The 24,283-nt window shown below is 69.8% G+C and carries 25 protein-coding genes; 14 read left to right on the top strand and 11 right to left on the bottom strand.

What is annotated here, in order from left to right:
• Positions 1-63: 63 nt before the first annotated feature.
• Positions 64-969: an ABC transporter ATP-binding protein gene (locus ABN611_RS30450; protein WP_350275703.1), complete on the top strand. Its 906-nt coding sequence runs from the start codon at positions 64-66 to the stop codon at positions 967-969.
• Positions 966-2,552, top strand: a complete 1,587-nt coding sequence (locus ABN611_RS30445; protein WP_350275702.1) for a hypothetical protein — start codon at positions 966-968, stop codon at positions 2,550-2,552. The genes ABN611_RS30450 and ABN611_RS30445 overlap by 4 nt, the downstream gene beginning before the upstream one ends.
• Before the next feature lie 185 nt (positions 2,553-2,737).
• Here ABN611_RS30445 and ABN611_RS30440 read toward each other — a convergent pair whose 3' ends face one another.
• Positions 2,738-3,196 carry a GyrI-like domain-containing protein gene (locus tag ABN611_RS30440; RefSeq protein ID WP_350275701.1) on the bottom strand — a complete coding sequence of 153 codons (459 nt, stop codon included), beginning with the start codon at positions 3,194-3,196 and terminating at the stop codon, positions 2,738-2,740.
• Between the two features lie 228 nt (positions 3,197-3,424).
• Between ABN611_RS30440 and ABN611_RS30435 the strand changes: the two genes are divergently transcribed.
• From ABN611_RS30435 to ABN611_RS30420, 4 genes are all read left to right on the top strand, one after another.
• Entirely contained in the window at positions 3,425-4,297 is an 873-nt protein-coding gene (locus ABN611_RS30435) for a hypothetical protein (RefSeq protein WP_350275700.1), read from the top strand.
• Positions 4,294-4,761, top strand: a complete 468-nt coding sequence (locus tag ABN611_RS30430; protein WP_350275699.1) for an SRPBCC family protein — start codon at positions 4,294-4,296, stop codon at positions 4,759-4,761. The genes ABN611_RS30435 and ABN611_RS30430 overlap by 4 nt, the downstream gene beginning before the upstream one ends.
• Before the next feature lie 65 nt (positions 4,762-4,826).
• The gene (locus tag ABN611_RS30425) at positions 4,827-5,453 is read left to right on the top strand and encodes a hypothetical protein (protein ID WP_350275698.1); all 627 of its coding nucleotides are present in this window, start codon (positions 4,827-4,829) and stop codon (positions 5,451-5,453) included.
• 92 nt (positions 5,454-5,545) lie between these two features.
• Complete coding sequence (locus tag ABN611_RS30420; protein WP_350275697.1) at positions 5,546-5,821, top strand: hypothetical protein; 276 nt, start codon at positions 5,546-5,548, stop codon at positions 5,819-5,821.
• Positions 5,822-5,876: 55 nt separating this feature from the next.
• On the opposite strand, the gene ABN611_RS30415 is transcribed toward ABN611_RS30420, so the two are convergent.
• Positions 5,877-6,575: a CBS domain-containing protein gene (locus tag ABN611_RS30415; protein WP_350275696.1), complete on the bottom strand. Its 699-nt coding sequence runs from the start codon at positions 6,573-6,575 to the stop codon at positions 5,877-5,879.
• A 155-nt stretch (positions 6,576-6,730) separates the two neighbouring features.
• On the opposite strand from ABN611_RS30415, the gene ABN611_RS30410 reads away from it, so the two are divergent.
• The 4 genes from ABN611_RS30410 to ABN611_RS30395 all read left to right on the top strand — a co-directional run bounded on the left by ABN611_RS30410 (position 6,731) and on the right by ABN611_RS30395 (position 8,945).
• Positions 6,731-7,303, top strand: coding sequence for a flavodoxin domain-containing protein (locus tag ABN611_RS30410; protein ID WP_350275695.1), 573 nt, complete (start codon positions 6,731-6,733; stop codon positions 7,301-7,303).
• A gap of 7 nt (positions 7,304-7,310) precedes the next feature.
• Positions 7,311-7,748 carry a DUF1003 domain-containing protein gene (locus ABN611_RS30405; RefSeq protein ID WP_350275694.1) on the top strand — a complete coding sequence of 146 codons (438 nt, stop codon included), beginning with the start codon at positions 7,311-7,313 and terminating at the stop codon, positions 7,746-7,748.
• A 193-nt stretch (positions 7,749-7,941) separates the two neighbouring features.
• On the top strand, positions 7,942-8,145 hold the full coding sequence (locus ABN611_RS30400; RefSeq protein ID WP_350275693.1) for a DUF1918 domain-containing protein: 204 nt from the start codon (positions 7,942-7,944) through the stop codon (positions 8,143-8,145).
• Between the two features lie 20 nt (positions 8,146-8,165).
• Positions 8,166-8,945: a sigma 54 modulation/S30EA ribosomal C-terminal domain-containing protein gene (locus ABN611_RS30395; protein WP_350275692.1), complete on the top strand. Its 780-nt coding sequence runs from the start codon at positions 8,166-8,168 to the stop codon at positions 8,943-8,945.
• Here the strand turns inward: ABN611_RS30395 and ABN611_RS30390 are convergent.
• Both ABN611_RS30390 and ABN611_RS30385 read right to left on the bottom strand, forming a co-directional pair.
• Positions 8,900-9,916: an NAD(P)(+) transhydrogenase (Re/Si-specific) subunit alpha gene (locus tag ABN611_RS30390; protein ID WP_350275691.1), complete on the bottom strand. Its 1,017-nt coding sequence runs from the start codon at positions 9,914-9,916 to the stop codon at positions 8,900-8,902. The genes ABN611_RS30395 and ABN611_RS30390 overlap by 46 nt on opposite strands.
• On the bottom strand, positions 9,916-10,929 hold the full coding sequence (locus ABN611_RS30385; protein ID WP_350275690.1) for a zinc-dependent alcohol dehydrogenase: 1,014 nt from the start codon (positions 10,927-10,929) through the stop codon (positions 9,916-9,918). Before ABN611_RS30385 ends, ABN611_RS30390 begins: the two co-directional genes overlap by 1 nt.
• Positions 10,930-11,152: 223 nt before the next feature.
• Between ABN611_RS30385 and ABN611_RS30380 the strand changes: the two genes are divergently transcribed.
• From ABN611_RS30380 to ABN611_RS30370, 3 genes are read left to right on the top strand one after another with little or no spacing between them, the layout of a single operon-like run.
• Positions 11,153-11,935 (top strand): universal stress protein, encoded by a 783-nt coding sequence (locus tag ABN611_RS30380; RefSeq protein WP_350275689.1) that lies wholly within the window; start codon positions 11,153-11,155, stop codon positions 11,933-11,935.
• Position 11,936: 1 nt separating this feature from the next.
• Positions 11,937-12,344, top strand: coding sequence for a hypothetical protein (locus ABN611_RS30375; protein WP_350275688.1), 408 nt, complete (start codon positions 11,937-11,939; stop codon positions 12,342-12,344).
• Positions 12,344-12,847, top strand: coding sequence for a flavodoxin domain-containing protein (locus tag ABN611_RS30370; protein WP_350275687.1), 504 nt, complete (start codon positions 12,344-12,346; stop codon positions 12,845-12,847). Before ABN611_RS30375 ends, ABN611_RS30370 begins: the two co-directional genes overlap by 1 nt.
• A gap of 78 nt (positions 12,848-12,925) precedes the next feature.
• Here the strand turns inward: ABN611_RS30370 and ABN611_RS30365 are convergent, their stop codons facing one another.
• Positions 12,926-15,484, bottom strand: a complete 2,559-nt coding sequence (locus tag ABN611_RS30365) for a glycosyl hydrolase (protein ID WP_350275686.1) — start codon at positions 15,482-15,484, stop codon at positions 12,926-12,928.
• Between the two features lie 5 nt (positions 15,485-15,489).
• Positions 15,490-18,252 carry a sugar-binding protein gene (locus ABN611_RS30360; RefSeq protein ID WP_350275685.1) on the bottom strand — a complete coding sequence of 921 codons (2,763 nt, stop codon included), beginning with the start codon at positions 18,250-18,252 and terminating at the stop codon, positions 15,490-15,492.
• Between the two features lie 98 nt (positions 18,253-18,350).
• Here ABN611_RS30360 and ABN611_RS30355 point away from each other — a divergent pair, with 98 nt between their 5' ends.
• Positions 18,351-19,346 carry a LacI family DNA-binding transcriptional regulator gene (locus ABN611_RS30355; protein WP_350275684.1) on the top strand — a complete coding sequence of 332 codons (996 nt, stop codon included), beginning with the start codon at positions 18,351-18,353 and terminating at the stop codon, positions 19,344-19,346.
• Here ABN611_RS30355 and ABN611_RS30350 read toward each other — a convergent pair.
• The 5 genes from ABN611_RS30350 to ABN611_RS30330 form a co-directional block, all read right to left on the bottom strand.
• Positions 19,319-20,188, bottom strand: a complete 870-nt coding sequence (locus ABN611_RS30350) for an NAD(P)-dependent oxidoreductase (RefSeq protein WP_350275683.1) — start codon at positions 20,186-20,188, stop codon at positions 19,319-19,321. The two genes, ABN611_RS30355 and ABN611_RS30350, sit on opposite strands and share 28 nt — an antisense overlap.
• On the bottom strand, positions 20,185-21,072 hold the full coding sequence (locus tag ABN611_RS30345; RefSeq protein ID WP_350275682.1) for a carbohydrate ABC transporter permease: 888 nt from the start codon (positions 21,070-21,072) through the stop codon (positions 20,185-20,187). Before ABN611_RS30345 ends, ABN611_RS30350 begins: the two co-directional genes overlap by 4 nt.
• Positions 21,069-22,028: a sugar ABC transporter permease gene (locus tag ABN611_RS30340; RefSeq protein ID WP_350275681.1), complete on the bottom strand. Its 960-nt coding sequence runs from the start codon at positions 22,026-22,028 to the stop codon at positions 21,069-21,071. Before ABN611_RS30340 ends, ABN611_RS30345 begins: the two co-directional genes overlap by 4 nt.
• Before the next feature lies 1 nt (position 22,029).
• Entirely contained in the window at positions 22,030-23,283 is a 1,254-nt protein-coding gene (locus ABN611_RS30335; protein WP_350275680.1) for an extracellular solute-binding protein, read from the bottom strand.
• A gap of 228 nt (positions 23,284-23,511) precedes the next feature.
• Entirely contained in the window at positions 23,512-24,237 is a 726-nt protein-coding gene (locus ABN611_RS30330; protein ID WP_350275679.1) for an AraC family transcriptional regulator, read from the bottom strand.
• Positions 24,238-24,283 lie beyond the last annotated feature (46 nt).

The raw sequence follows: 24,283 nt of genomic DNA, 5'->3' as shown, positions 1-24,283 counted from the left end.
CCGGGGGCTCGGGGGTGGCGGATCGTCGTACTGGTCGGTTGTTCACGAGCTGGGGAGGCTCAGATGGCGGGTGCTGCCACGTCCGCGATATCGGTGACCGGGCTGGTGAAGACCTTCGGCACGACGAAGGCCCTGGACGGTCTCGACCTCGACGTACGAACCGGCGAGGTGCACGGTTTCCTCGGGCCGAACGGGTCGGGCAAGACGACCACGATCCGGGTGCTGCTCGGGTTGCTGCGCGCTGACGCCGGCAAGGTCCGGCTGCTGGGCGGCGATCCGTGGACCGACGGCGTCGCGCTGCGGTCCCGGCTCGCGTACGTGCCGGGCGACGTCACCCTGTGGCCGGGCATCACCGGCGGCGAGATCATCGACCTGATGGGCCGGTTGCGCGGCGGAGTCGACCGGCGCCGCCGCGACGAGCTGCTCGAGCGGTTCGACCTGGACCCGCGCAAGAAGGCCTCGACGTACTCCAAGGGCAACCGGCAGAAGGTCGGCCTGATCGCCGCACTCACCTCCGACGCCGAGCTCCTGCTGCTGGACGAGCCGACCTCCGGGCTGGATCCGTTGATGGAGTCCGAGTTCCAGCGGTGCGTCGAGGAGGTGAAGGCCGCGGGCCGGACCGTGCTGCTGTCCAGCCACATCCTCGCCGAGGTCGAGGCGCTCTGCGACCGGGTCAGCATCATCCGGCTCGGCCGGACCGTGGAGTCCGGGACGCTGACCGAGCTGCGCCACCTGACCCGGACGTCGATCTCGGTCGAGACCGCACTTCCCCTCGACGGGATCACCCGGCTGCCCGGCGTTCACGATCTGACGGTCGAAGGACACCGGGCGATGTTCGACGTCGACACCGCCAACCTCGACGAAGCGCTCCGGCACCTGTCCGCGCTCGGCGTCCGAAGCCTCACCAGCACTCCGCCGACCCTGGAGGAGTTGTTCCTGCGGCACTACGACCCCGTGAGCGAGTCGTGAGCACCGCCGCCGGCACGGCCGTACTGCTGCGCTTCATGCTGAGGCAGGAGCGCCGTAGTCTGCCGTGGTGGCTGATCGGCTCCGGCCTGCTGGTCGGGTTCCAGTCGGTCAGCAGCCAGGACCTCTACGGGACACCCGAGGCTCTCGCGAAGCTGCGGCAGACCATGACCGGCAACGCGGCGCTGCTCGCGATGAGCGGTCCCGAGCGTCTGCTCGACACCGTCGGCGGCGAGGTGGTGTTCGAGGTCTTCGGGTTCCTCGCGATCGTGCTCGGGCTGATGAACATGTTCCTGGTCGGCCGGCACACGCGGACCGACGAGGAGACCGGGCGCGGCGAATTGGTCAGGTCGGCCAGTGTCGGTCGGCGCGCGCCTCTCGCCGCCGCGCTGTGCCTCGCGGCGATCGCCGATCTGGCCGTCGCCGTCGTCGTCTTCGGCGCGGCCGCGGGTACCGGCCTGCCGGTGGGTGGCTCGGCTCTGCTAGGGGCCGCGGCGGCAGGGGTCGGGCTCGCCTTCGCCGCGCTGACCGCGGTGGCGGTACAGGTGTTCGAGAACCCGCGCTCGGTGTACGGCGCCGTCGGCGTCGCGCTCGGTACGGCGTTCGTCCTGCGCGCGGCCGGAGACATCGGCAACCCGGTCTGGTCGTGGCTGTCACCGATCGGCTGGGGGCAACGCACCTTCCCGTACGCCGGCGACCGATGGTGGCCGCTGCTGATCCCGCTCGCAGCCGGCGTCGTACTCGTCGGCGTTGCCGTGGCCCTGCTCGACCGGCGTGACTTCGGCGAGGGCTTGCTGTCGTACCGGCAGGGCCGCGCGACCGCTTCGTGGGCGTTGCGTTCGCCGCTCGGACTGGCCTGGCGGCTGCAGCGAGGTTCGATCATCGGTTGGACCACCGGCCTGTTCGTGCTCGGTGTCGCCTACGGCTCGTTCGCCGATTCGGTCGAGGCGTACGTCGCCGACAACCCAGAGATCGCGCAGTACCTTCCCGGTGGCGCGGCCGAGGTCGTCAACTCGTACTTCGCCCTGGTCATCCTGATCAGTGCCTTGCTCGCCGCGGCGTCCGCGGTGGCCGGCGCGATGCGGGCTCGGCACGAGGAGACCTCCGGCCGTGCCGAACCGGTCCTGGCCACCAAGGTCAGCCGCCGATCGTGGCTCGGCAGCTACGTGGCCGTCGCGCTCGCGGGCAGCGTGGTCGCTGTCGCGGTGGCAGGACTCGGCCACGGCCTTGCCTACGGCATCGCGACCTCCGATCCCGGTCAGTTCCTCCGCCTGGTCGGCGTCGCTCTCGTCCAGCTTCCCGCGGTGTGGCTCGTCGTCGCGGTCGCGGTGCTGGCCATCGGTTGGCTGCCCCGCGCCGCGGCAGCTGTCGCCTGGAGCGTCGTCGGGTACTGCGGGGTGATCGCGATGTTCGCCGACTCGTTCGACCTCCCCGACTGGACCCGTCAGGCGTCGCCGTTCGTCCACCTCCCGCAGGCCCCGCTCGAGTCCGTCACCGCCACACCCCTCGTCGTCGTGACCGCCATCGCCACCACCGTCCTGGCGGCCGGCTTCGTGGGTCTGGCCAACCGCGACTTCGGCTACTGACCGGACCGCCGAGAGACCCGGCGGAGCTGTGACCTTCGGCCCTGCGCCGTACGCCCTCCCTGGTGTCCACTGAAGGTGGGCGAGGGAAGCCAGGCACAAGGGTACGGAGAAGCGGACCCCAGCCGCGCACCGTACATCTCGGCTCGCTGCAGTAGCGGCGATGGGCTTCCCCCGCTCCTCACCCGCTACGCAGCCAGCGGCCAGTGGATCTCGGTGCGCTGGCTGTTCGGCGGCACCTCGGGACCGGTCAGGTACTCCTCCCACATGTGCATCGGGTCGAGTGTGAGCCCGAGCTCGCCGGCTCGGGTCCCGAGTGCGTCATAGGCGTTGGGCAGGTCGTCGTACGGTCCGACGTGAACCGTCGACAGCGTGACCGCGGCTGGAAGCACGAACGGCTCGATCGGATCGTCCGGCTTCACCGGATCGCGCACCTCGCACCCGACGCGTACCTCGAAGGTGTCCTCGCCCATCACGTAGTACGCCGTCGGCGCGCCGGCCGGGTCGATGCCGTGCTCGGCCAGGTAGCCGAAGACGGTCGCGAAGGCGGCTCCCATCCTCGTGCTGATCTCGGCGACCGTGGTCGTGAAGCGGGTCACCGCGAGGTGCCGCTCAGGCTCGTTTCGTTCGGTGATCTGATACTTCATCGCTCTCCCCTCCACTCCGACCGTAGGAGCGCCGGGTGGCCGATCGGCAGGATCAGAAGTCCCGTCCAGCTGGTGAGGGGCGTACGGCGTCATGGGACGAACAGCCTGCGGCGCATGGACGAACGCCCCTGCCACGGCACCGGCTCGACGCCGTACGGTGAACGTGCTCCGGAGCGACCGCCGGACGGCGTGGTGCGCTCCAGACAGTGACCGGCGGGAGCGCGCATCATGACTGTTCACTCACCTGACAAGCTTCGGGACGTCCCTCGCGTCGGCGTACCCGGCCGGCACACCGCGGCCGGCAGACTGGCCGCGTTGGCGGCTGCCGGCGCGCTGGCAGCCGGCTGCGCTGGGCTGCTGATGGACAACCCGTATCCGGGCGCGGCCTCCACCGCGGCAATGTTGCAGGGGTACGACGCCGTCAACGTGCTGGTTGCGCTCGCGCTGGCCGCGGTGGTGCGTCCAGCGCGACGCGGGCGGATGCCGGCAGTACTCGCGCAGGCGTCCCTCCTCGCGTACCTGGTGTACACGTACGCGTACTACCTCTTCGGTACGGGCTTCGGCGACCTGTTCCTGCTCCACGTCCTGGTCTTCAGCGCCGGCGCGGCCGGACTCGCCTTCACGGTGCGAGCGATCGACCTGCCGCTGACGGGCCCGGCGGCGACTGGCACACGATCACGCATCGCCGCCGCTCTGCTGGCCGTGCTCGCGACGGCGCTCGCCGGGATGTGGGTGTACTTCGCCCTCGACAACGCGATCACCGGCGACGTGGCGGGAGGCAGCCGTCTCGTGGAGACCGACACCGTCGTGCATCTCGGCATCGCGTTGGACCTGGCGCTGCTGGTGCCGTGGTACGCGACCGCCGCCGTACTGCTGTGGCGACATCGGCCCGCGGGTTACCCCGCCGCAGTGATCGCACTCGTCTCGGGCCTGCTGCATCAGCTCAGCTACATCGTGGCGCTCCCCGTCCAGGTCGCCGCCGACATCTCCGGCGCCACCGCCATCGACCCCGGCGAGCCGGCCATCCTGCTGCTCTACGGCACCGCTCTGGCCCTCCTGCTCACCGGCCACCGGCGGCGCCTGAAGGAGGTTGTGCGATGACGCACATCGAAGGACAAACCCAGTTCCGCCGCAGTCCCGCCGCCCTGTTCGATTTCCTGGCCGACCCGCGCCACGAGCCGCAGTACAACCCACTCGTCGTGTACGCCGAGAAGCTCACCCCGGGTCCGATCGGGCCGGGGACACGGTTCCGCCAGCGTATCCGGCGATTCGGGCGAACGGACGAGATCGTGATCGACCTGGTCGACGCCGAGCGCCCCGATCGCCTCACCTGGCGGATCGACTCCGCGGGCCTGCGGGTTCACGGTCGGCAGACCGTCACCGCGACCGGCGACGGCTCGAGCGTCCACTGGGAATGGGACTTTCACCTCCGAGGCGTGCTGCGACTGCTCGGCCCACTGGTCGGCCTGGCCGGCCGACGTCTCGAGCGTCGCGTCTGGTCCGACATGCAGCGCCACCTCGACCGCCTCGAGCTCTCCACCGGCACGAGTGCGCCGAGGGGCTGATACCAGTGAGCACACGGACTTCTCAGGTTCTGGGCGCACACCTCAACGGACGCCGCGGCAGGGCGATGCCTGCAGTGGTCGCGGCGCTCGGCGCGCTGGCCGCCCTTGCGGGAGCCGAGCACGGGATCGGCGAGCTGACGCAGCCGAGCGCCCGCACGACGTCGGTGGTGATCGAGTCGTGGCCCCACGTGGTGGCCTTCGAGCCACTGAACAGCGAGCCTGCGATGACCCTGATCCCGGATCTGCGGGTGTCGGGCGTCGTGACGATTGTGGTTTCGCTGGCCCTCGGCTGGTGGGCAGCACGGGCACAAGCACGACGCCACGACGCCTGGGTGCTGCTGGGTCTTTCGGTGTTGCTGCTGCTCGTGGGCGGCGGCTTCGGGCCACCACTCCTCGGCGTGCTAATCAGCATCGGCCTCGCGCGCGCCGCGCGAACCCGGCCGACGACCCGTCCGGCCGGCAAGGCACAGCGGGCCCTTGCCGGCAGGTGGCGAGAGCTCCTGGTCGTCACGGTGAGCAGCTACCTTGCCCTGTTCCCCGGCGTCGTTCTCCTGCGCTGGTGGACCGGCTTCGACAGCACATGGCTTTCCGCGCTGCTGCCCGCGGCGGCCTTCACCGCTCTCGCATTCACGCTGATGGCTGCCCTGGCCAACGACCGGACAGCGTCGCCAGGGCGAAGGTCCGGTGGCTGAGACCCCGCCGGCATTCTGAGGCTGCGGTCCCGGCGATTCGGGACCTTGGACCCTCACGTGTCCGCCGCGCAGCCTCTTTCATGGGTCAGGTGATGACTCATCTGAACCCGCTCGACGTCGTAACGACCCAGACCGGTCTGCGGCAGCTCGCCGAGCAACTGTCCCTCGAGTACGCGGGTGCCGTCGCGCCCGGACGAGTCCTCCGCCTCGTCCTCACGACCGGCCACCGGCTGCGCCGCCAAGGCCTCGGCCACGACGACCTGCTGCGCGTCACCAAGTCGGCCGTTCGCGCGGATCTCATCACACTGATCGGCGCATCCTTGTCCGCCGGCGGGCCGCGCGACGGCGAGCGGCTGGCCACCGCCTGATCCAGCAGCCATCGCCGGGCCCACCCGCACGGCGACGCTCGATGTCGCCGCCGCGTCAGGGACGGCGGCGCAGCTCTGGGGACGGCTGTGGGTGCGGTGTCGCGGCCGTGTCGTCGAACACCCAGGACAGCTCGTTGACGACGGCAACCACACCGTCGACCTCGGCCGTCAGCTTCGCGGCGATGTCGGCCGTGCTGCGCTGCTCGACGTCGCCGGACAGTGTCACGATGCCATCCTCGACGCTGACCTCGATGCTGAACGGGTCGTCCCACAGCGCATGGACGACGACCTCCCGCCGGACCCGCTGCAGCAACCGGTCGTCGGGCTGCAGGAAAGTCTTCAGCAGATCCGATCTGGTCACGATGCCGGCCAGAACGTCGTCGTGGGTGACGACCAGCCGGGTGATGCCGCGGGCCGCCATCAGCTGCGCCGCCTCGGGAATCGTCGCGCTCTGCTCGATCGTGACCGCAGGACGCGACATCACCTCACCGGCCCGGAGCCCGGCCGCCTTCGAGCGCGCCGCGTGCCGCCACCAGCGCAGCATCCACGGCGTCTGCCGGCGCTGGAACTCCTCCTTGCGGATCAGGTCGGTCTCCGACACGACCCCGCCGATGCCGCCGTACCGGTTGACCACCGGAACGGCGCTGATGTGGTTGTCCGCGAGCACGGAGACGATCTCCTTGTACGGCGTCTCCTCGGTCACCGTGATCACGTCCCGCGTCATCACGTCCGACACCTTCAACGGATGCCTCATCGCGACCTCCAGCCCTTCGCCAGTCTCACAGCCAGTCCATCGCGCGGTCGCCCGGAGGACCAGTGCCGTTGGGTCCTGGGCACCCGGGCCTTTCGGCACTGCACTCGCCACCGCGCCGGCTGGTGTGCTGGAGCCGGTCCCCCTAGGAGGTTCGGATGTCCAAGAAGGTGCTGGTCGCCTACGCCAGCAAATCGGGTGCGACCGCGGGCATCGCCGCGGTGATCGGTGACGAGCTGCGCGCGCACGGGCACGCGGTCGACGTACGTGCGGTGGCCGCCGTGCGGGACATCGCCTCGTACGACGCCGTCGTCCTGGGCAGCGCGCTCTACATCCGCCGGTGGCGGCGCGACGCCGCACAGTTCCTCCGCCACCACGTCGGCGAGCTCCGGCAGCGCCAGGTCTGGCTGTTCCACAGCGGACCGGTCGGTCCCGACAAGAACGAGGAACAGACGATGCCGCCGGCCGTCCGCCGCCTTGCCCACGAGATCGGCGCGACCCCCGCGGTCACCTTCGCCGGCAGCCTCGAACCGGACACCGCCAGAGGGTTCCTCGCCCGTCGGCTTGCCGGAGGCAACCTCGCCACGGACTCTCGCGACTGGAACAAGATCCGCGCGTGGGCCATCGACATCAGCGCCGCCCTGGACGCCACCGAACGCAGCACCTGGCATCGTCCGAGCGGCAAGCAGACAGCCCGGCACAAGCACCCAGCCGGCCACTTCCTCGGCTGACCTCCAGATGGGCACCACCCGCGCCCCGACGCAGCGGCCGCGCTCCGCACCACGTCCACGGGTCGAGGACCGGCCGCGGCACCCTGCCGTGCTCGCGCACGAGCAGGCCCGGGCCGCCGACGTCCAGCTGCGGGTCGCCGACGCGATCACCGCGTTCGCCGGCTCGATGTACTTCGTCTACCTGCACGCCGTCGCCTTCGCCGCCTGGATGCTGATCCTCGAGCGCGACCCCTGGCCGAAACTCACCCTGATCGTCTCGCTGGAGGCGATCTTCCTGTCCACCTTCGTCATGATCGGCCAGAACCGCCAGGCCGCCTTCCAGCGCGCCAAGGCCGACCACGACTTCAGGGAACAGGAACAGGAACTCAAGACGAACACCGAACTGACCCGCGAAATCCACCGCCTCACCGAAGAAATCCACCACTCCGTCGTCAACCGCCCATGAGCCGCAGGTGCCGCACTCACAGGAGGACGACGGCCGGCAGATGCCGTCAGTCGTGCGATGGCACCGGCGGACCGTCAGGCTGTGGATTCAGAAGGCCGTGGGACCAACGGCCCGGAAATCGGGGCTGTTGGACCTGCCGGTGGTGCGGTGCGGGGTGGGACCGTACAGGTGCTGGGAGTGAAAGGAGTGGATCATGAAAGCGACGGCGGGTAATTGGTTGGTGGTCGAGAGCAACCATCTGAGTGCGCCACCGCGGCGCGGCATGATCCTCGAGGTGCACGGGGCCGACGGCGGGCCGCCGTACCTGGTGCGCTGGGACGACACCGGTGCGGAGACGCTGTTCTTCCCGGGGCCCGACTCCCATGTCCTCAGCACCGAACAGCTCCATCACCACTGAGGCAACCACACGGGGGGAACATGAGCACAGTCGTGCCGGTGCGGTCCGCCGCGCCGATTCCGGTGAGTACCGCGGGGATCGTGCCGACCGACGCCGCGTCGGTCATCCATGAACACCTGGCGCCGATCCTCGGTCCGTGGGGGAACTCGAGCCGGGTCCGACTCACGCGGCTGCCGGAGCCTGGTCTGCGCAGACCGCTGATCGGGCAGGTCGACGTACAGCTGAGCGAGCGGCGCCGCGTCCGGGCCCAGGTGGCCGCCGCGACGATGTCCGAACTCGTCGGCCTGCTCGCGACGCGCACGATCGAGCAGCTGCAGGTGTATCCGGACACGCTGGCCGCGGCGCTGCGGGAACGTGTGTTCGTGCTCCCCGCACCGTCACCGCCGGAGCTGCTGCCGCCCGACCGGCGCCAGCTCGCTCGGCGGAAGCTCTGCGATCCCGCTCCGATGACCGTGGCCGACGCGATCGTGGTGCTCAACGCGATGGACTACCGCTTTCAGCTGTTCCGGGAGAAATACAGCCGGCAGCACAGCATCGTGATCCGGAACGGCCCCGGCCGCTACCGCGTCATCCAGCCGCGGCCGAATCCGATCGGCCTGGACGTCACGTGGCCGCCGATCGCGCTGGCCGCGGCCGAGCGGCGCAGCGTCGCCGAGGCAATCGAGCGGCTGGACCTGACCGGCGCCCCGGTGGAGATCTTCACGCTGCGGTCGACCGGCCGGCTACACGCCTTGTACGCGAGGTACGACGGCCACTACGGCCTCCTCGCCTCCGGCACAGTGGTCGGGTGCCCCTGGTGACCGCCAGCCAGGCCGGCCGTGATCTCGTCGTCCGGATCGAGTACGAGGGAACCGTCGCGCATCAGGTACTCGAGCAAGGCCGCGACATTGGCCGCCCATGCCGACGACGCTGCCCGCGGAATCCGCGCGGGCAGGTTCCCCGCCCCGAGCACGATCACGCCGTTCGCCGTCTCGGTCCGTCCGTCCGGCACGGAACCGGCTACGTTCCCACCGAGCGGCCCAGCAGCCAGGTCGACAACCACCGATCCCGCAGCGAGCGCTGCCACTGCCTCGGCGGGCACGAGTTCCGGCGGCGGCTGACCCGGAACCTGGGCGGTCGTGATGACCACATCGAAGTCCCGGATCACCGCCGGCATACCCCGTTCCTGTTCGTCCCACCCGGCATCCGCCGCGCAGACGTCGTACGCCGTCACCGACGCGCCCAGGCGTCGTGCCGTAGCCACGGCCTGCGAGGCGGCGACTCCGCCACCGAGGACGAGCACCTTGGCCGGACGCGCCGTCCCGCCCTCGGTCGGCATCGGCGGGAAGAAGCCGCCGAACGTGTCAGCGGCGAGCACTGCAGCCTTGTAGCCGGCCACCGAGGCCTGTGAGGCGAGTACGTCCATCGGCCGCGCCCGGTCGAGCGTCCGGGGCAGTCCTTCGAAACTCAGCGCGGTGACCCCCGCCAGCTCCGCGGGATCGTCGGACGGGCGCAGCAGGCCGATGACGACCTGCCCGGCCCGCAGCCGCCCACAGTCGGGCCGATGGATCACCGCCAGGATGTCCGACCGGGCGAAGACCTCCGACCGCGCGGCGATGCGCGCACCGGCCGCGACGTACGCCAGGTCCGGGAATCCCGCCGCACGTCCCGCACCGGCCTCGACCATCACCTCGAGACCGACCCGGCGCAGCCGCCCCACCACGTCGGGTGTGACGGCTACGCGCTGCTCGTGCCACTCGGTCTCGGCCGGGCAGCCGATCGTCGTGGTCATCAGAACTGGAACACGACCCGGGCCGGCACCTCACCGGCGAGCACGTCCGCGATCGACTGGTTCACCTCGTCGAGCTTGCGGTCGACGGCGATGACCCGCGTCCGTCCCGCCGCGTGCAGGGCGAAGACGTCCGCCAGGTCGTTGCGGGTGCCGACGATCGAGCCGATCACGCTCTTGCCGTTCAGCACGGCGTCGAAGATCGGAACCGTCATGGCCGCGTTGTCACCGGGCAGCCCGACGCAGACGAGCCTCCCGCCCCGCCGCAGCGACTGGAACGCCTGATCGAACACCCGCGGGTTCGCGGCCAGTACGACGGCCACGTCAGCGCCGCCGAGTGCCTTGATCGCCTCGACGGGATCGGTCTTCGCCGCGTTCACGACATGGTCCGCGCCGAGCTCCGTGGCCATGTCGAGCTTGGTGTCCTCGACGTCGACACCGATGGTGATACCACCCACGATCCGCGCGTACTGCAGCGCCAGGTGGCCCAGTCCCCCGACACCGAAGATCGCGACCGTCTCGGCCGGCACCACGTTCGCGACCCGGATCGCCTTGTACGTCGTCACGCCCGCGCAGGTCAACGGTGCCGCGTCCCGCGACGAGACGCCCTCGGGAACGACGGTCGCGAAAGCCGCGGGCACGACGGCGTACTCGGCGAAGCTGCCGTTCACGGAGTACCCCGAGTTGTGCTGCTCGAGGCACAGCGTCTCCCAGCCGCTGATGCAGTACCGGCACTTGCCACAGGCGTAGCCGAGCCAGGCGATCGCGACCCGGTCGCCGACGGCGCGTTCCGTCACGCCGGCCCCGAGCCTCTCCACGACGCCGATGCCTTCGTGTCCGGGGACGAACGGCGGCGCCGGCTTCACCGGCCAGTCCCCGTGTGCCGCGTGGATGTCGGTGTGGCACAGACCGCTGGTCTGCATCCGGACCAGAACCTCGCCGGGCCCCGGGTCGGGGATCGGTACCTCCTGGATCTCCAGAGGCTTGCTGAAGTCGGTGACGACTGCTGCTTTCATCGTTGTCCTTCCGTTGACGAGTACCCCGGATCGCGCAACTGGATGAGCCGGCAGCGCGGGAGTGCTCTTCGAGGGAACGCGATGCCGACCGCTCGCCCCAGGGCCGAAGGACCCGTCTGCGGTGTGACCGTCGTGATCCGATCCGAAGGTCCCGAGACGAATGGACCGATCGGCCGGTGCGCGACACCGGCCGGACGGCCGATCCTGGGGTCGAGGAGGCGGTATGAAACACAAACCCGTGGTCGTGGGGATCGACGGCTCACCGGCCGCCGACGTCGCCGTCAAATGGGCCGTCGCCGAAGCCGCGTCCCTGCGCAGCGAACTGCGATTGCTGCACGCTGTCGAGTCCGGTGAGTCCCCGTCCAGCGCCGGCGACGTCGTCTACCGCGCGGTCAGACTCTCCCGTGAGCTGAACCCGGCAATCGAGATCGACTCCCGGATCGACACCGGTTCGCCGTCGACCGTCCTGGTGAAGGCGTCCGGCGATGCCGCCGTCGTCGTGATCGGCAGCCGCGGACTCGGTGTGATGCTCGGCGCGCTCGTCGGCGCCACCGGCCTCGACCTGGCCGCCAACGCCCGCTGCCCGGTGGTCGTCGTACGACCGGATCTCGGCGTCCTGGCCGGAGTGCGCGTCGTGATCGGGTACGACGGGTCGTCCGCGGGCGACGCCGCCCTCGACTACGGCATCGACTACGCCCGCCGCCACGGACTGCCCGTCCGCGTCGTCGCCGCCCAGCCCACCGGGACCGAACTGCACCGGATCACCGAGGACCAACTCCGCGAGGCCGTCCACCAGCGCGGCGGCCACGAGGCGGAACTGATCCAGATCAGCGGTCACCCGGCCGAACACATCCTGCGCCTGTCATCAGACGCGAATCTGATCGTCCTCGGCGCCCGTGGCCGAGGTGGCTTCGCCGGCATGCTGATCGGCTCCGTCAGCCAAACCGTCCTCCATCACGCCGACTGCCCCGTCGCGATCATCCCCGCCGCCGCAACCGGAGGCTGACATGACGACCACCGACACTCAGATGCCCTCAGCAACTGTCTGGCGCGCCACCCTGTGGGGTTTCGTCGCGCTCTTCGGCTCCGGCGCGGGCGTCCACACCTTCCTGGCGCTCACCACACCGCGCTCGTACGAAGGATTCGCCGACGCGGCGCTCTTCGACTGGACCCGCGACGCCTGGCAGAGCGTCTTCATGGCGCATCCCACCCTGTGGGCGCTGCTCCTGGCCACCGGCGAACTGACGATCGCCGTACTCCTGGTCAAGCTCCGCCTCCTCGGTTACCTCGCGGTCGTGCTCTTCCACCTCGCCCTGATGCTCTTCGGCTGGGGCTTCTGGCTCTGGTGCGTCCCCGCCCTCGCCTTCGCCCTACCCGCGGCCCGCCACACATTCCAGGCACGAAGGAGGATCTGATGCCCACGAACGTGCTGGTCACGTACGCCACCAAGCTGGGTGCGACCGCGAGCATCGCCGCCGCCATCGGTGCCGAGCTTCGCAGCGAGGGTCTCCAGGTCGAGGTGCGCGAGATCGGCGCGGTCCTGGCGGTCACGCCGTACGACGCCGTCGTGATCGGCAGTGCGATCTACAACGGGGGCTGGCTGCCCGAAGCGGTCCGGTTCCTGCGCCGGCACGAGCGCCGGCTGCGCACCCGCCGTGTCTGGCTGTTCCATTCCGGCCCGATCGGGCCCAGCAGTCACGAGGAACAGCCCGTCCCTCCCGAAGTGGCCCGGCTGGCCCGCGAGTTCCAGGCACCACCGGTCAAGACCTTCGCAGGCGAGCTCCAGGCCGACGCCGTCCTGCACGATCGCGATCTCGAACGCCTCGTCGGCGACTCGAGGGACTGGCACGAGATCCGCGCCTGGTCCCGCCAGATCGGCACCACCCTCAAGGCTGCCGAGCCAACCACCTCACCGTGACTGCAGCACGTGTTCGCGCCACAGTCAGCCGGCCAGTAGTCTCGCCCGCTGCCATGAACCGGACCTGGAATCGGCCGGTCAGGGTTGGGTGAGGGAGGTGACGGTGGAGCCGGTGATGTACGTCGGCCAGGTGCCGACCGGCACGGTGATCTGGCCGTTGGTGTTGGGGGTGTATGTCGTGGACACGCCGAAGGCCGTCGTCACCTGGATCGGTCCGGTCGCGTTGACGGTGACCGTCGTACCCGTACCGCTCGCGGTCCAGACCGCACGTAGCGGGGTGCCGTCGTTCGCGGCGAAGACCTGGTCGATCACGCCGTTGCCCGGGTACTCCTTTCCGAGGTACGTCGCGCCGCGCAACTGGCGGGCAGCGGTGGCATAGGTGACGTACGCCGGTTTGGGCGTGTACGGCCCGAGGACGTCGGAGGGGTTGTGCACCAGACCGAGGTTGTGCTCCTTGTCAGCCACGTTGGTGCCGTCGTTCATGAAGTCGTAGAGGTAGTACCGTTCGACGCCGCGCCCCAGGACAGTCATCTGGGCACGGGCGACGTACATCGCCTGCACCGGCTCGGTCACGTTGTCCGGCGCCGTGCCGGTGAACCAGCCGGACTCGGTGACCCAGATCGGCTTGTCCACTCCGCCGTTGTACTGCCGGATCAGCGCGCGCACCCGGTCGATCGCCGCGTCGAGACTCTCCGGAGCCTTGAGGAAGTTGTAGGGATGGATCGACACCACGTCCAGGTACTTCAGCCCGCCCAGCCGGCAGAACGCCTCGAACCACGCGACCTGTGTGACGTCGGTGTCGCCGCCGCCGACGATCGTGAGCCCGGGGTGGTTGGCCTTGAGTTCGGGGTACGTCGCCTGGAGCAGCGCCAGGTAACTCTCGGGCGTCTTGTTCGACGGGCCGGATGCGTTGACGTCCCACTCGTTCCAGATCGCCAGGTTCTTGATCTGCGGGAACTGGGTGGCGAGGGCGTCGGCGTAGTTCGCGAACGCGGCCCGGCCGGCATCCGTGAACGGCGCGTCGAATTGGTCGTCGGGTACGTCGTCGTACAGCGGGTTGCCGTAGTCCGCGATCAGCAGCGGATCGAGGCCGTTCGTCTGCCAGGCCTGGAGATAGTTGCTGATCTTCGGCGGGAACGCGTACGTCCCACGGGTCGTCTCGGCCTGGTACCACTGGGCTTCGTCGCGCCCACCGCGAGCTCCGGACTGCACCAGCAGTGGCATCGGGGTGGTGCTCCACCCCAGCCCGAAGTGGGTTCCGGCGCCGACGAGCGTCGCTGCCGTCGTCGCCGTGACCGCGTCGACGGAGACGGTCGCCGTCGTACCGCCGCCGATGATCGAGGTACGGTCCAGCGTGATCATCACCGCCTTCGCCGGACCGTGCCAGATGCCGTCGTCGGCACCGCCGAAGTGCAGGTACCCGGTGCCACCGTCGAAACGGCTGACGGTGCACTGCTGCCAGGCGGTCGCGCCGGACAGCGTCAGCCGCTGCTGGTGTACCTGCCCGGTCGCGTCCGTGAGCCGAAGCCCGATCGAGGACACCTGACTGCTCTTCACCGACAGCTTGAGCGCGCTCAGATTGACCGGCACCATCGAGCGCTGCAGCGCCACGTAGTTGCCGCCGCCGGCGAAGTTGCCGGAGAGCCTGGCCGACTGCACGCCGGTGGCGGCCGTGCTCGGGTCGAGCGTGAGGCTGCCGGTCGCGCCCGGAAACTCGCTGCCGGGATAGAACGACCAACCCTCGGCAGCGCTCTCGTAGTCACCGAGAGGTGTGGTCGGCTGCGCGGCGGGCGCGTTCAGAGTCAGGTCGTCGAGGTTCACCGTCGTACTGGTCGCACCGGGGATGGCTGCCTTGTCCAGCACGACCTCGACCGCCTTGGCCGGGCCGTGCCAGACGCCGTCGTCGGCGCCGCCGAAGTGCACGTACTGCTTGCCGCCGTCGAACCTGGTGACGGCCACAGGCTGCCAACTCGTGACTTCCGACAGCGTCAAGCGCTGCTGGTGGACCTGACCGGTGGTGTCGGTCAGGCGGAGCGTGAGAAACGACAGATTCGGCGACTTCGCCCAGAAACTCAGGCTGGTCGCGTTGACCGCCGGGAGCGCCCGTCTGACGCTGACGTACGCACCGCCGGCGCCGAAGTTGCCGGACAGCTTCCCCGAACTGGTCCCGGAATGGTTGTCCGTGCCGTCGAGCGCGAAGCTGCCGGTGGCACCTGGGTACTCGCTGCCCGGGTAGAAGGTCCAGCCTTCGGCGGTGGTCTCGAAGTCGCCGATCCGGTTGGTGGTCAGCCCCGCGATCGGCGACGTACTGACCGGGCCGAGGATCGCGAACGTGGTCTGCGCGGTCGTCGTACCGGCTTGGACTGTGAGCTTGTACCACCCGCGGGTGGTGACCGGGACCTGCAACGTGCTCGCGGCCGCTTGGCTGCCGGTCGCGACGACGGTGCCGTTGACGTCGGCCGCCGACCACGTCACCGAGGCCGCGTCGGTACTGAGGCCGACCTTCACCGGCTGGTCGTCGGTGAACACGTTGCCGACAGCGATCGGAGACAACGTCAGTACGGCGGCCTGGGCGGTGGTCACCGTGCCGACGCAGAGCAGGAGTACTGCGAGGACCAAGGTCAGTAGGCGCTTCATGGCGATCAGTGGGTCGCGGGGTCGAGGAAGACGGGGTTGAACCCGGCCGGGTTCTTGGTCTCCGCCACGCCCTTGCCCCAGGTCAGCCAGCCCCGGCGACCGGCGCCGTCGTTCTCGTTGATCACCACAGTTGCTGCCAGCAACCGATCCTCTGGAGCGAACGCCAGTGCCGGCCAGGGAACGGCGACTTCGTACGTCGTGGTGCGAGCGGCCGCGTCACGGACGACCTTCGCCTGGACACCCGATGGCGCACCGGCCTGCGCGACCGGAGTCCACCGCCACGTGTCCACGGTTCCCGCGCCGGTCAACGCGGCGCCGATCTCCTGTGCGTCGGCCGACTCACCGGGCGAACCGGCGGTCATGCCGAGCTGGAGACTGTCGCCCGCCCAGATGTCACCGTTCCGGTTCGGCTGTGCGAACGCGTCGTCGGTGACCCGGGCCGACAGGTACAGGTTCCGGTCGTCATGGGTGATCCAAAGCGACCCGGACAGGTCGTCCGGTCCGGTCCAGCCCTGGACCGGCGGCGTCCCGGTGCCGGCCAGCGAGATGGCCGGCAATCTCGCCACGGCCGGATCGACGACGCCGTCGAGCGTCACCGTGTGCCTGACCGCCCTGGTCGCGGCGCCGACCGGACTGAGTTTGCCCGTCGCGCGAATGTCGGCCGGACCGGTACGCCGGATCGTGGCGGACCACGTCGACGGCGCCGTGACGGGCAGTTCCACATCGGCGTACGACGTCGCGTGCGAAGCGATCGTGGCCCCGGTGAGCAACGTGCCGGAGGCGGCCCCCGAGGACCACTCCACGCCGCTGATCGTCAGCGGCCGCGACGACGCGTTGGTCACCCGGAACCGGAGGAGATCCTTGCCGGCTCCGTTGCGGACGTGCGAACCGGTGATCGCCAGCGGCGCGTTCGCCGTACCGCCGGTCGACAGCCACGCGACTTGCCGGCCGTCGACCTCGACCGCGGCCGAGTAGGTGCGAGGGCCGGTCGAGTCCTGCGCCGGATAGGTCACCTGAGCCGTCGCGGTGGCACCGGCGGCGACCGAACCGCTAGCCTGACCACCGCCCGCGGTGACGGTGAACGCGTGCGTGACCGGATCCGGGTTGGTGAAGGTCAATGTGCCGGTGACCGGATCGCCGGCCACCTCGGAACCGACCGAGAACGCGAACCGGCCCGACGGGAGCATGGGGCCGATGATCGCGCCCCGCAGGTAGATCGGCTCCGGCCCTGCGCTGACCCAGACATGTCCCCCGGCGTCCGCGGTCAGAGTCGTCTCGGCGCCGTACAGGTTCGTCACCTTCACGGTCGAGCCCGCGGGGGCCGTCGCCGCCACGACGACGGGGGTCGTGGACCACACCGCGTGGACGCTCTGGCCGCCGCCGGCGTCGAACGCGACGTCGTACCCGCCGGCGCCGAAGCGGCGCTGGCCGATCAGTGGCAGCTCGTCGATCTGCCGGGCCAGGACCGCGGTGGCGACGTACGACGGCTTCGGGACGAGTGCGCCGCGCGCGTCGAGCCGGTTGCGCACCAGGCCGAACCGGTGCTCGAGGTTCGCGGGATCGTTGCCGGAATCCATGAAGTTGTACGAGCTGTACCGGGCGACACCGTTGCCGTACGCAAGCAGATGCCCACGGACCAGGTCACGCGCCTGCGTCGGCTCGGACACCGAACTCGGATTGGTACCGGTCGCCCAGCCCTGCTCCGTGATGTAGATCGGCTTGCTGACGCCGTGCGCCGCCATGATGCCGCGGATGGTGTTGACGTAGGCCACCGACGCCTCCGGGTCCAGCGGCTGCACGTACGGGTGAATGGTCACCGCGTCGACGTAGTCCAGTCCGCCGAGGTCCGCGAACCGGGTGAACCAGCCCTGCCAGTCGTTCATGACCGCCAGCGACGGGCCGGTCAGCCTGACGTCGGGGTGCTTCGCCCGGACCGCGCCGCTCACCATCTCGAGCAGCGCGACGTAGTTGTCCGCGCTCGCCTTGGCCGCACCGTTCGGGTCGCGCAGGTTCCACTCGTTCCAGAGCTCGTACGTCGTGTGCTCGGTGCCGAACTCGTCGACCGCGGCCACGGCGTACCGCGTGAACGCCGCACGCTGCTCGTCCGTCGCGGGCGCCTCGTCGGGGTAGTACAGGGTGTTGCCGTAGTCGAGGATGTTCAGGAAGTCGACGTTGTTCGCGTCCAGCGCGGCCTTGTAGTCCTTGACCTTCTGCGGGAACTGGATGACACCCTTCGTGGTCTCGGCCGACGACCAGAACGCCTCGTCGCGCGCCGTCGAGATGCCTCCGGCCGCCATCAGCGGCACGGCCTCCAGCCCGGGGTTCGCCGCGCCGCCGAACGCCAGCGCGGACGCCACACCGATCCGCGTGTCGGTCGACCCCGAGAAGTCGTGCGGTGCCAGTACGGCGAAGTCGGTGCCGCCGGGCGTGGTGGTGCCGTCGGATCCGACCGCCGTCAGATCGGTCCGGTACCAGCCCGGCGCGGTGATCGGCAGTATCAGGCGGCCGCCGAGCGAAGCGGTCGACGCGGAGCCCTTCGCGACCTCCGTGCCGGCCGCGTCGCGGACGGTCCACTCGAGCGCGGCGGCGTCCGTGCGGAACCCCAGCCCGACCTGGTCGCCGGCGGTGAAGACGTTGCCGACCGTCGTCGGCGCGATGGTGAGGACCGGCGCGGCGGTCGCCGCGGCCCGGGCAGGTGACTCGAGTACGGCGGCCAGCAGCAGGCCGGCCGCGAGAAGGCTGGCTATGCCGGAGCGGCGACGGGGCATGCGGGTTCTCCTCCCGAAGCGAAAGCGGTTTCGCAAATCACACCCTGATACGCCCCGCGGCTGCTGTCAACGGCTCGCGACCTGACTACGATGTGTGCATGGCCGACCAAGTGATCACGCTGTCCGACGTGGCCGCCGCGGCCGGCGTCTCGCTGTCCACGGCCTCCAAGGCACTGAACGGCACCGATCGGATCTCGGAGGCGACGAGGGAGCACGTCCGGGTGACCGCGGACCGGCTCGGGTTCCGGCACAACGCGCTGGCCCGTTCGTTCGCGCGCGGCCGCAGCCAGACGATCGGCGTCCTCACCCACCGCGCCTCGAACCCGTTCACCCGGGTGGTGCTCGCGTCCGCCGCCACCGAGCTCGGCGCCAAGGAACGGGCGATCCTGCTGTACGACGCGCGGATCGACGAGCAGGACGTCGCCGAAAGCATCCTGCAGCTGCGGGCCCGGCGCATCGACGGCGTGATCGTGATCGGAACCGGTACGTCGTTCCCCACGCCGTCGCTGACGAGCCGCTTCGACGTCCCGGTGGTCTACGCCTTCACCTTCACCGGGGACCCGGACGACGTCATCATCACCTCCGACGACACCGCGATCGGCCGGCTCGCCGTGAACCACTTGCTGTCGACCGGTCGCCGCCGGATCGCCCACATCACCGCCGAGCCGCACGACCACGCCGTACAACGCCGCCTCGCCGGCGCCGAGCAGGTCCTGACCGATGCCGGGATCGAGTGGGTGACGGCGCCGCGGTTCGGCCGCTGGCGGGAGGGCTGGGGCGCCGAGGCCGTCGCCGAGGTGCTGGCCGAGGCCCCGGACCTGGACGCCGTCTTCTGCGGAAGCGACGCGATCGCCCGAGGTGTCGAACGCGTCGTCCGCGCCTCCGGCCGGGACGTGCCAGGTGACGTCGCGCTGATCGGTGTCGACAACTGGGAGCAGTTGATGCACGACCAGCGCGTCACCCATCACCTCACCACCATCGACGTCGGTCTCGAGGAGATGGGCCGACTGGTGGCGGCGCGACTCCTCGAACCCGACCCGCGGCCCGGCATCCAGTACGTCGCTCCTCAGGTGGTGACCGCGGAGACCACCTGATCCTGGTCGTGGATCGAGTACCGCGGTGTGAATCCGAGCAACTCCCGCGCACGCGCGATGTCGACCAGGGAGTCACGGCCGCGGACCGGGCGGCGCAGTGGCACCGCCGGGGCGTGCTCGCGCAGGAGTTCGCCGGTCGGCCGGTCGATCAGGATGTCGTCGGCCGCGAGCCCGACGACATGGGCACCGGCGGCCGGCGACTCGAGCGCGGCGACGATCGCCCGGACGCCGTCCCGCAGGTCGAGGTACGCCCAGCCTTCACGAGCCATCGTCGACGGGTCCCGCTCGGCCACGGCGGCGAACCGGAGCAGCTCGGCACGTGTCTTCACGAGCGGGAAGCGCAGGGCGATCACGTTGGTTCCCCAGCGTCGCCACGCCATCCGCGCGCTCTGTTCGTCCACACTCTTCGACAGCGAGTACGCGTCCGCGATGTCGGCCTGCACCTCCTCGTCGAGCGGGTAGTACGCCGGGAACACCGGGTTCACGTTCATCGGTACGCCGAACGCGTTGATGCTGCTCGCGATCACGGCCCGGCGAATCCCCCGCTGTCCGGCCTGGGCGAGCACGTTGAAGGTCGCCGCGACGTTGTTCGCGAACACCTCCTCCGGCGTGCCGAGGCTCGGATGCGGGATCGCCGCGAGGTGCAGTACGGCGTCCGCGCCGTCGAGCGCGGCCGCGACGTCCACGGGCGACCGGGCGTCGCCGACGAGCCGGCGATCCGCTGCGCAGACATGGGCGTAGCGCAGCGACAGGCCCGTCACGGCGTACCCGGCGTCCAGCAGGCCGGTGACCGCGGCCCGGCCGATGGAACCGTCCGCGCCGGTGACCAGCACCCGTTTCACGCCTTGATTCCTCCGGACAGTCCGACTCCGCGCAGGAACGCCCGCTGGAAGACCAGGAACAGCGCGACCGGGATCACCAGGGCGAGAAACAGGCCCGCCAACTGGATGTTGAGCTCCGTCACCTTGGCGATCTTGGGCAAGGCCACCGAGATCGGTTGCAGATCCGGATTCGTCAGCACCAGCAGGGGCCACAGGTAGTCCTTCCAGGAGGAGATGATGCTCAGCAGCGCGACCACGCCGAGGATCGGCCTCGACAGCGGCAGGACGAGCGCGGTGAAGACCCGCAGCGTCCCGGCGCCGTCGATCCGCGCCGCTTCGAAGTACTCACGGGGAATGCCGTCGAAGAAGCGCTTCACGATCAGTACGTTGAACGCGTTGGCCGCCGGCGGCAGCCAGACGGCCCAGAACGTGTTGGTGAGGTTCGTGTGGGTGACCGGCAGTTCGAGCACGGTCAGGTACAAGGGCACCAGCGAGACGATGTGCGGCACGAACAACGTCGCCAGGACGGCCGCCGACAGCAGTCCGCCCCACCGCGGACGGAGGACGCTCAGCACGTACCCAGCGGTGGCGCAGACGACCAGCGACGCTGCCGCCGTACCGGCAGCGATGATCGCCGTGTTGCCCAGGTAATAGCCGATGTGTCCTTGTTGCCAGGCCGTTGCGAGGTTCTGCCACTGGATCTCCCCGGACGGGAACAGCGCGAGCGGCTTGCGGACGCTGTCCTGGGTCGGCGAGATCGCTGCCTTGAGCAACCACAGCAGCGGGCCGAGGCCGGCGACCAGCAAGCCGGCCAGGACGACCACCTGGCCGATCACGAACGGTACCCGGACGCGCGGCTGCCGGCGGTCGGTCACGGACAGCGCTCCCCGCTCGGTGGCGCTCATTCGGTGCTCCAGCGGCGAGTCGCGAGCTGGAACGCCGCCGACAGCGCGGCCAGGGCCAAGGCCAGCAGGACACTGAGCGCGGTCGCTGCACCGTAGTCGCCGTTGACGAACGCGTAGTTGTAGATGAGCAGCAGAATCGTCACCGTCGAGTTCTGCGGACCGCCGCCGGTGAACAGCAGTGGCTCCGTGAACAACTGCATGGTGCCGACCACTTGGAGCAGCAGCATCAGCAGCAGCACGCCGCGCAGATGCGGCAACATCACGTGCCAGATCCGCCGTACGATGCCCGCTCCGTCCAGCTCGGCCGCTTCGTACAGATCGGCCCGGACCGAGGTCAGCGCGGCGAGATAGATGATCACCGCGTTGCCCGCGCCGGCCCAGGTCGCCTCGAGGACGATCGACGGCATCGCCGACGACGGGCTGTCGAGCCACGGGAACGGTCCGAGCCCGAACACCCCGAGGATGCTGTTGAACAAGCCACTGGACGACGGGTCGTAGAAGAACCGCCACAAGAGGATCGCCACGACCGGCGGCATGATCACCGGCAGGTAGGCGAGGGTCGTGTACAGCCACGACCGGCCGCGCAGCTCGGACAGGAACATCGCGAGCAGGACCGGGACCGGGAACCCGAACAGCAGTGCCAGCAGCGTGAACCACAACGTGTTCAGCGTGGCCTGACCGACCAGCGGATCCTGCAGGACGTACCGGAAGTTCTCCAGGCCGACCCAGAGCACCGGGTCGACCAGGTTGGTCTTCTGCAGGCTCATCACCAGACCACGAACGACGGGACCCCAGGAGAACAGCAGGAACACGATCAGCACGGGCAGTGCGAACACCAGCGCGGGGACACCGTGGCGCGCCCGGCGGAGCGTGGCCCAGCGCGCACGCCGCCGTACCCCGGCGCCCCGGCTGCCCGCCGGGACACCGGTCGCCGGCGCAGTGGTTGCGGTAGGCAACTCAGCGCCCCAGCTTCGCGTCCACCGTGGCGGCCGCCTTGGTCAGCAGTGCCGCGATGTCGGCCTTTTCGTTGCCGAGCACCGTCTGCACCACCGGGTCGAGAGCGGCGTACACTTCCTGAGCCTTCACCGGCGGCTCGGGGATGATCTTCTGGTCCGCGGCCACCGTCGTGTACGGCGCGAAGTTCTCCAGCGGCACGTTCACGTGCGGCTTGATCCAGGACTGGTACGTCGCCCACTGTCCGGACGCGATCACCGGAAGACCCGGGACGCCCACCGGCTGCTTCGCGGCCACGGCGTTCTTCGCACTCGTGACGGCCGCGTCCTGGCTCACGTACTTGTTCAGGTAGGCGAACTTGATCCACTTGATCGCGGCCGCCTTCTCCGCGTCGGTGGCATTCGGGCTGACGACCTGCACGCTGCCGCCGGTCAGAGTGCCGTGGTCGCCGCCCTGCTGCGGCATCGGGCCGATGCCGAACGCCGACGCCTTCAGGCCGTTGGTCTGGACGATCGAGCGGTACATGTCCGGGGCGCCCATGTACATGCCGATCTTGCCGGCCGCGAACGCTTTCTGGATCCCGTCGTAGTCGTACAACACGCTCTGGCCCATCGACTTGTCGGTCCACTTCATGTCGTGCAGCGTCTGCAGCGCCGCCTTGGACGGGGCGTCGTCGAACGTCGCCTTCGTCCCCTCCGCGTTCTCGATCGTGCCGCCGAACGCGTACGTCTGGGTGGTGAACATCCAGCCGCCGGTGTTGTTCGTGGTCATCTGCGCGTAGCCGGCCTGGCCGGTCTTCGCCGCGATCTGCTTGGCGGCCGCGCGGACCTCGTCCCAGGTCGCGGGCGGCTTGTCCGGGTCGAGCCCGGCCTTGGTGAACAGGTCGCGGTTGTAGATCAGCCCGATCGAGTAGGCAGCGGTCGGTACCGCGTACACCTTGCCGGCCTGGTCCTGGGCGATCCGCAGGACGTTCGGGTTCAGCTCGTCCAGCAGGCCGTCGCCCTTGAGCGCCTCGGTGAGGTCCGCGACCTGCTTGCGGGCGATCAGGCCCTGCGGCTCGGTGAACGGCACACTCAGCACGTCCGGCAACTGACCGCCGGCGACCTGGGCCTGGAAGGTGGTGGCGTCCCAGATCGTCTCGGCCGGGTCGAGCCTGATGTCCGGGTTCGCCTTCTCGAAGTCGGCGACCTTCTTGTCGAACTGCGCCCGGTTGGCGGGATCCGAGCTGCTCGGCCGGTCACCTACCGTGATCGTCACGGGACCGGAGGTGCCCGGCGCAGCGGTGGACGACGAAGGGGCGCTGGAGCAGGCCACCAGCCCTGCCAGGAGGACCACGGAGGTCGTGAGCGCAGTGGTGGAACGAATCAGGGGTCGGTACATGCGAACTCCTCAGCGGGATGCGGCGCGAGCGGCCGTTTCCGCAGAGTAGCGCAAGCGCTTTCGCAAATACCAGACCTCGTTTCGTCCGCCGTGCCGGCCCCTGCCTCAGACCCTGGTGGTACGGCGGTACTCGGACGGCGACTGGCCCGTGTGGTTGCTGAACACGCGGCTGAGGTAGAACGCGCTCCGGTACCCGCAGCGCTCCGCGACTGCCTGCAGGGTGTCGTCGGTCCCGGCGAGGAGTTCACGGGCCCGCCGGATCCGGAGCCGGCGGAGGTACCGGACCGGTGTCATTCCATGGACCGCCGCGAATCGTCGTGACAATTGCGCCGGACCGATACCGAGCACCACGGCGAGGTCGCCGAGCGACAGGTCCACGGCCGTGAAGTGGTCATGGATGTACGCCGTGGCACGTTGCACGAGTTCGTCCTCGGGCGCGTCGTGCTGAGCCCGCAGCGTCATCAGCACGATGTCGGTGACCACATGAGCGGCCACCAGGTCCGAGTTCGCATCCGTTGCCTCGAGCATCGACAGGTTGACGCGCAGCCGGTCCAGGTCCGGCAATCGGCTCCGGCCGGCCGGCGGCTGCAGCTCGGTGCTGAAGCGGGCGTGGAAGAACGACACCGGGCTGCGCATCTCGCGCCAGAGCGTCCCGCCCGGCGGACAGAGCACGACGTCGCCGAACCTCGCCACCCCGGGTGCTGCGCCGGTCACGTCGTACGCGAAGGTCCCGCTCCGCGGTAACAGCAGGGTCCACGTCCGGTACGTGTCGCGCGCGAGGCTGAACTGCCGGCGGCGCGGAGCGAGCAGGTAGCCGTCCAAAGTCAACACGGCAAAAAAGTACATGCGCAGGTTCAAATCGGCTATGTGCCAGCGG

The organism is Kribbella sp. HUAS MG21, from assembly GCF_040254265.1.
GTDB lineage: Bacteria > Actinomycetota > Actinomycetes > Propionibacteriales > Kribbellaceae > Kribbella.
The sequence above is the reverse complement of the archived record's forward strand: the minus strand, read 5'-3'. Positions and strand labels throughout refer to the sequence as shown.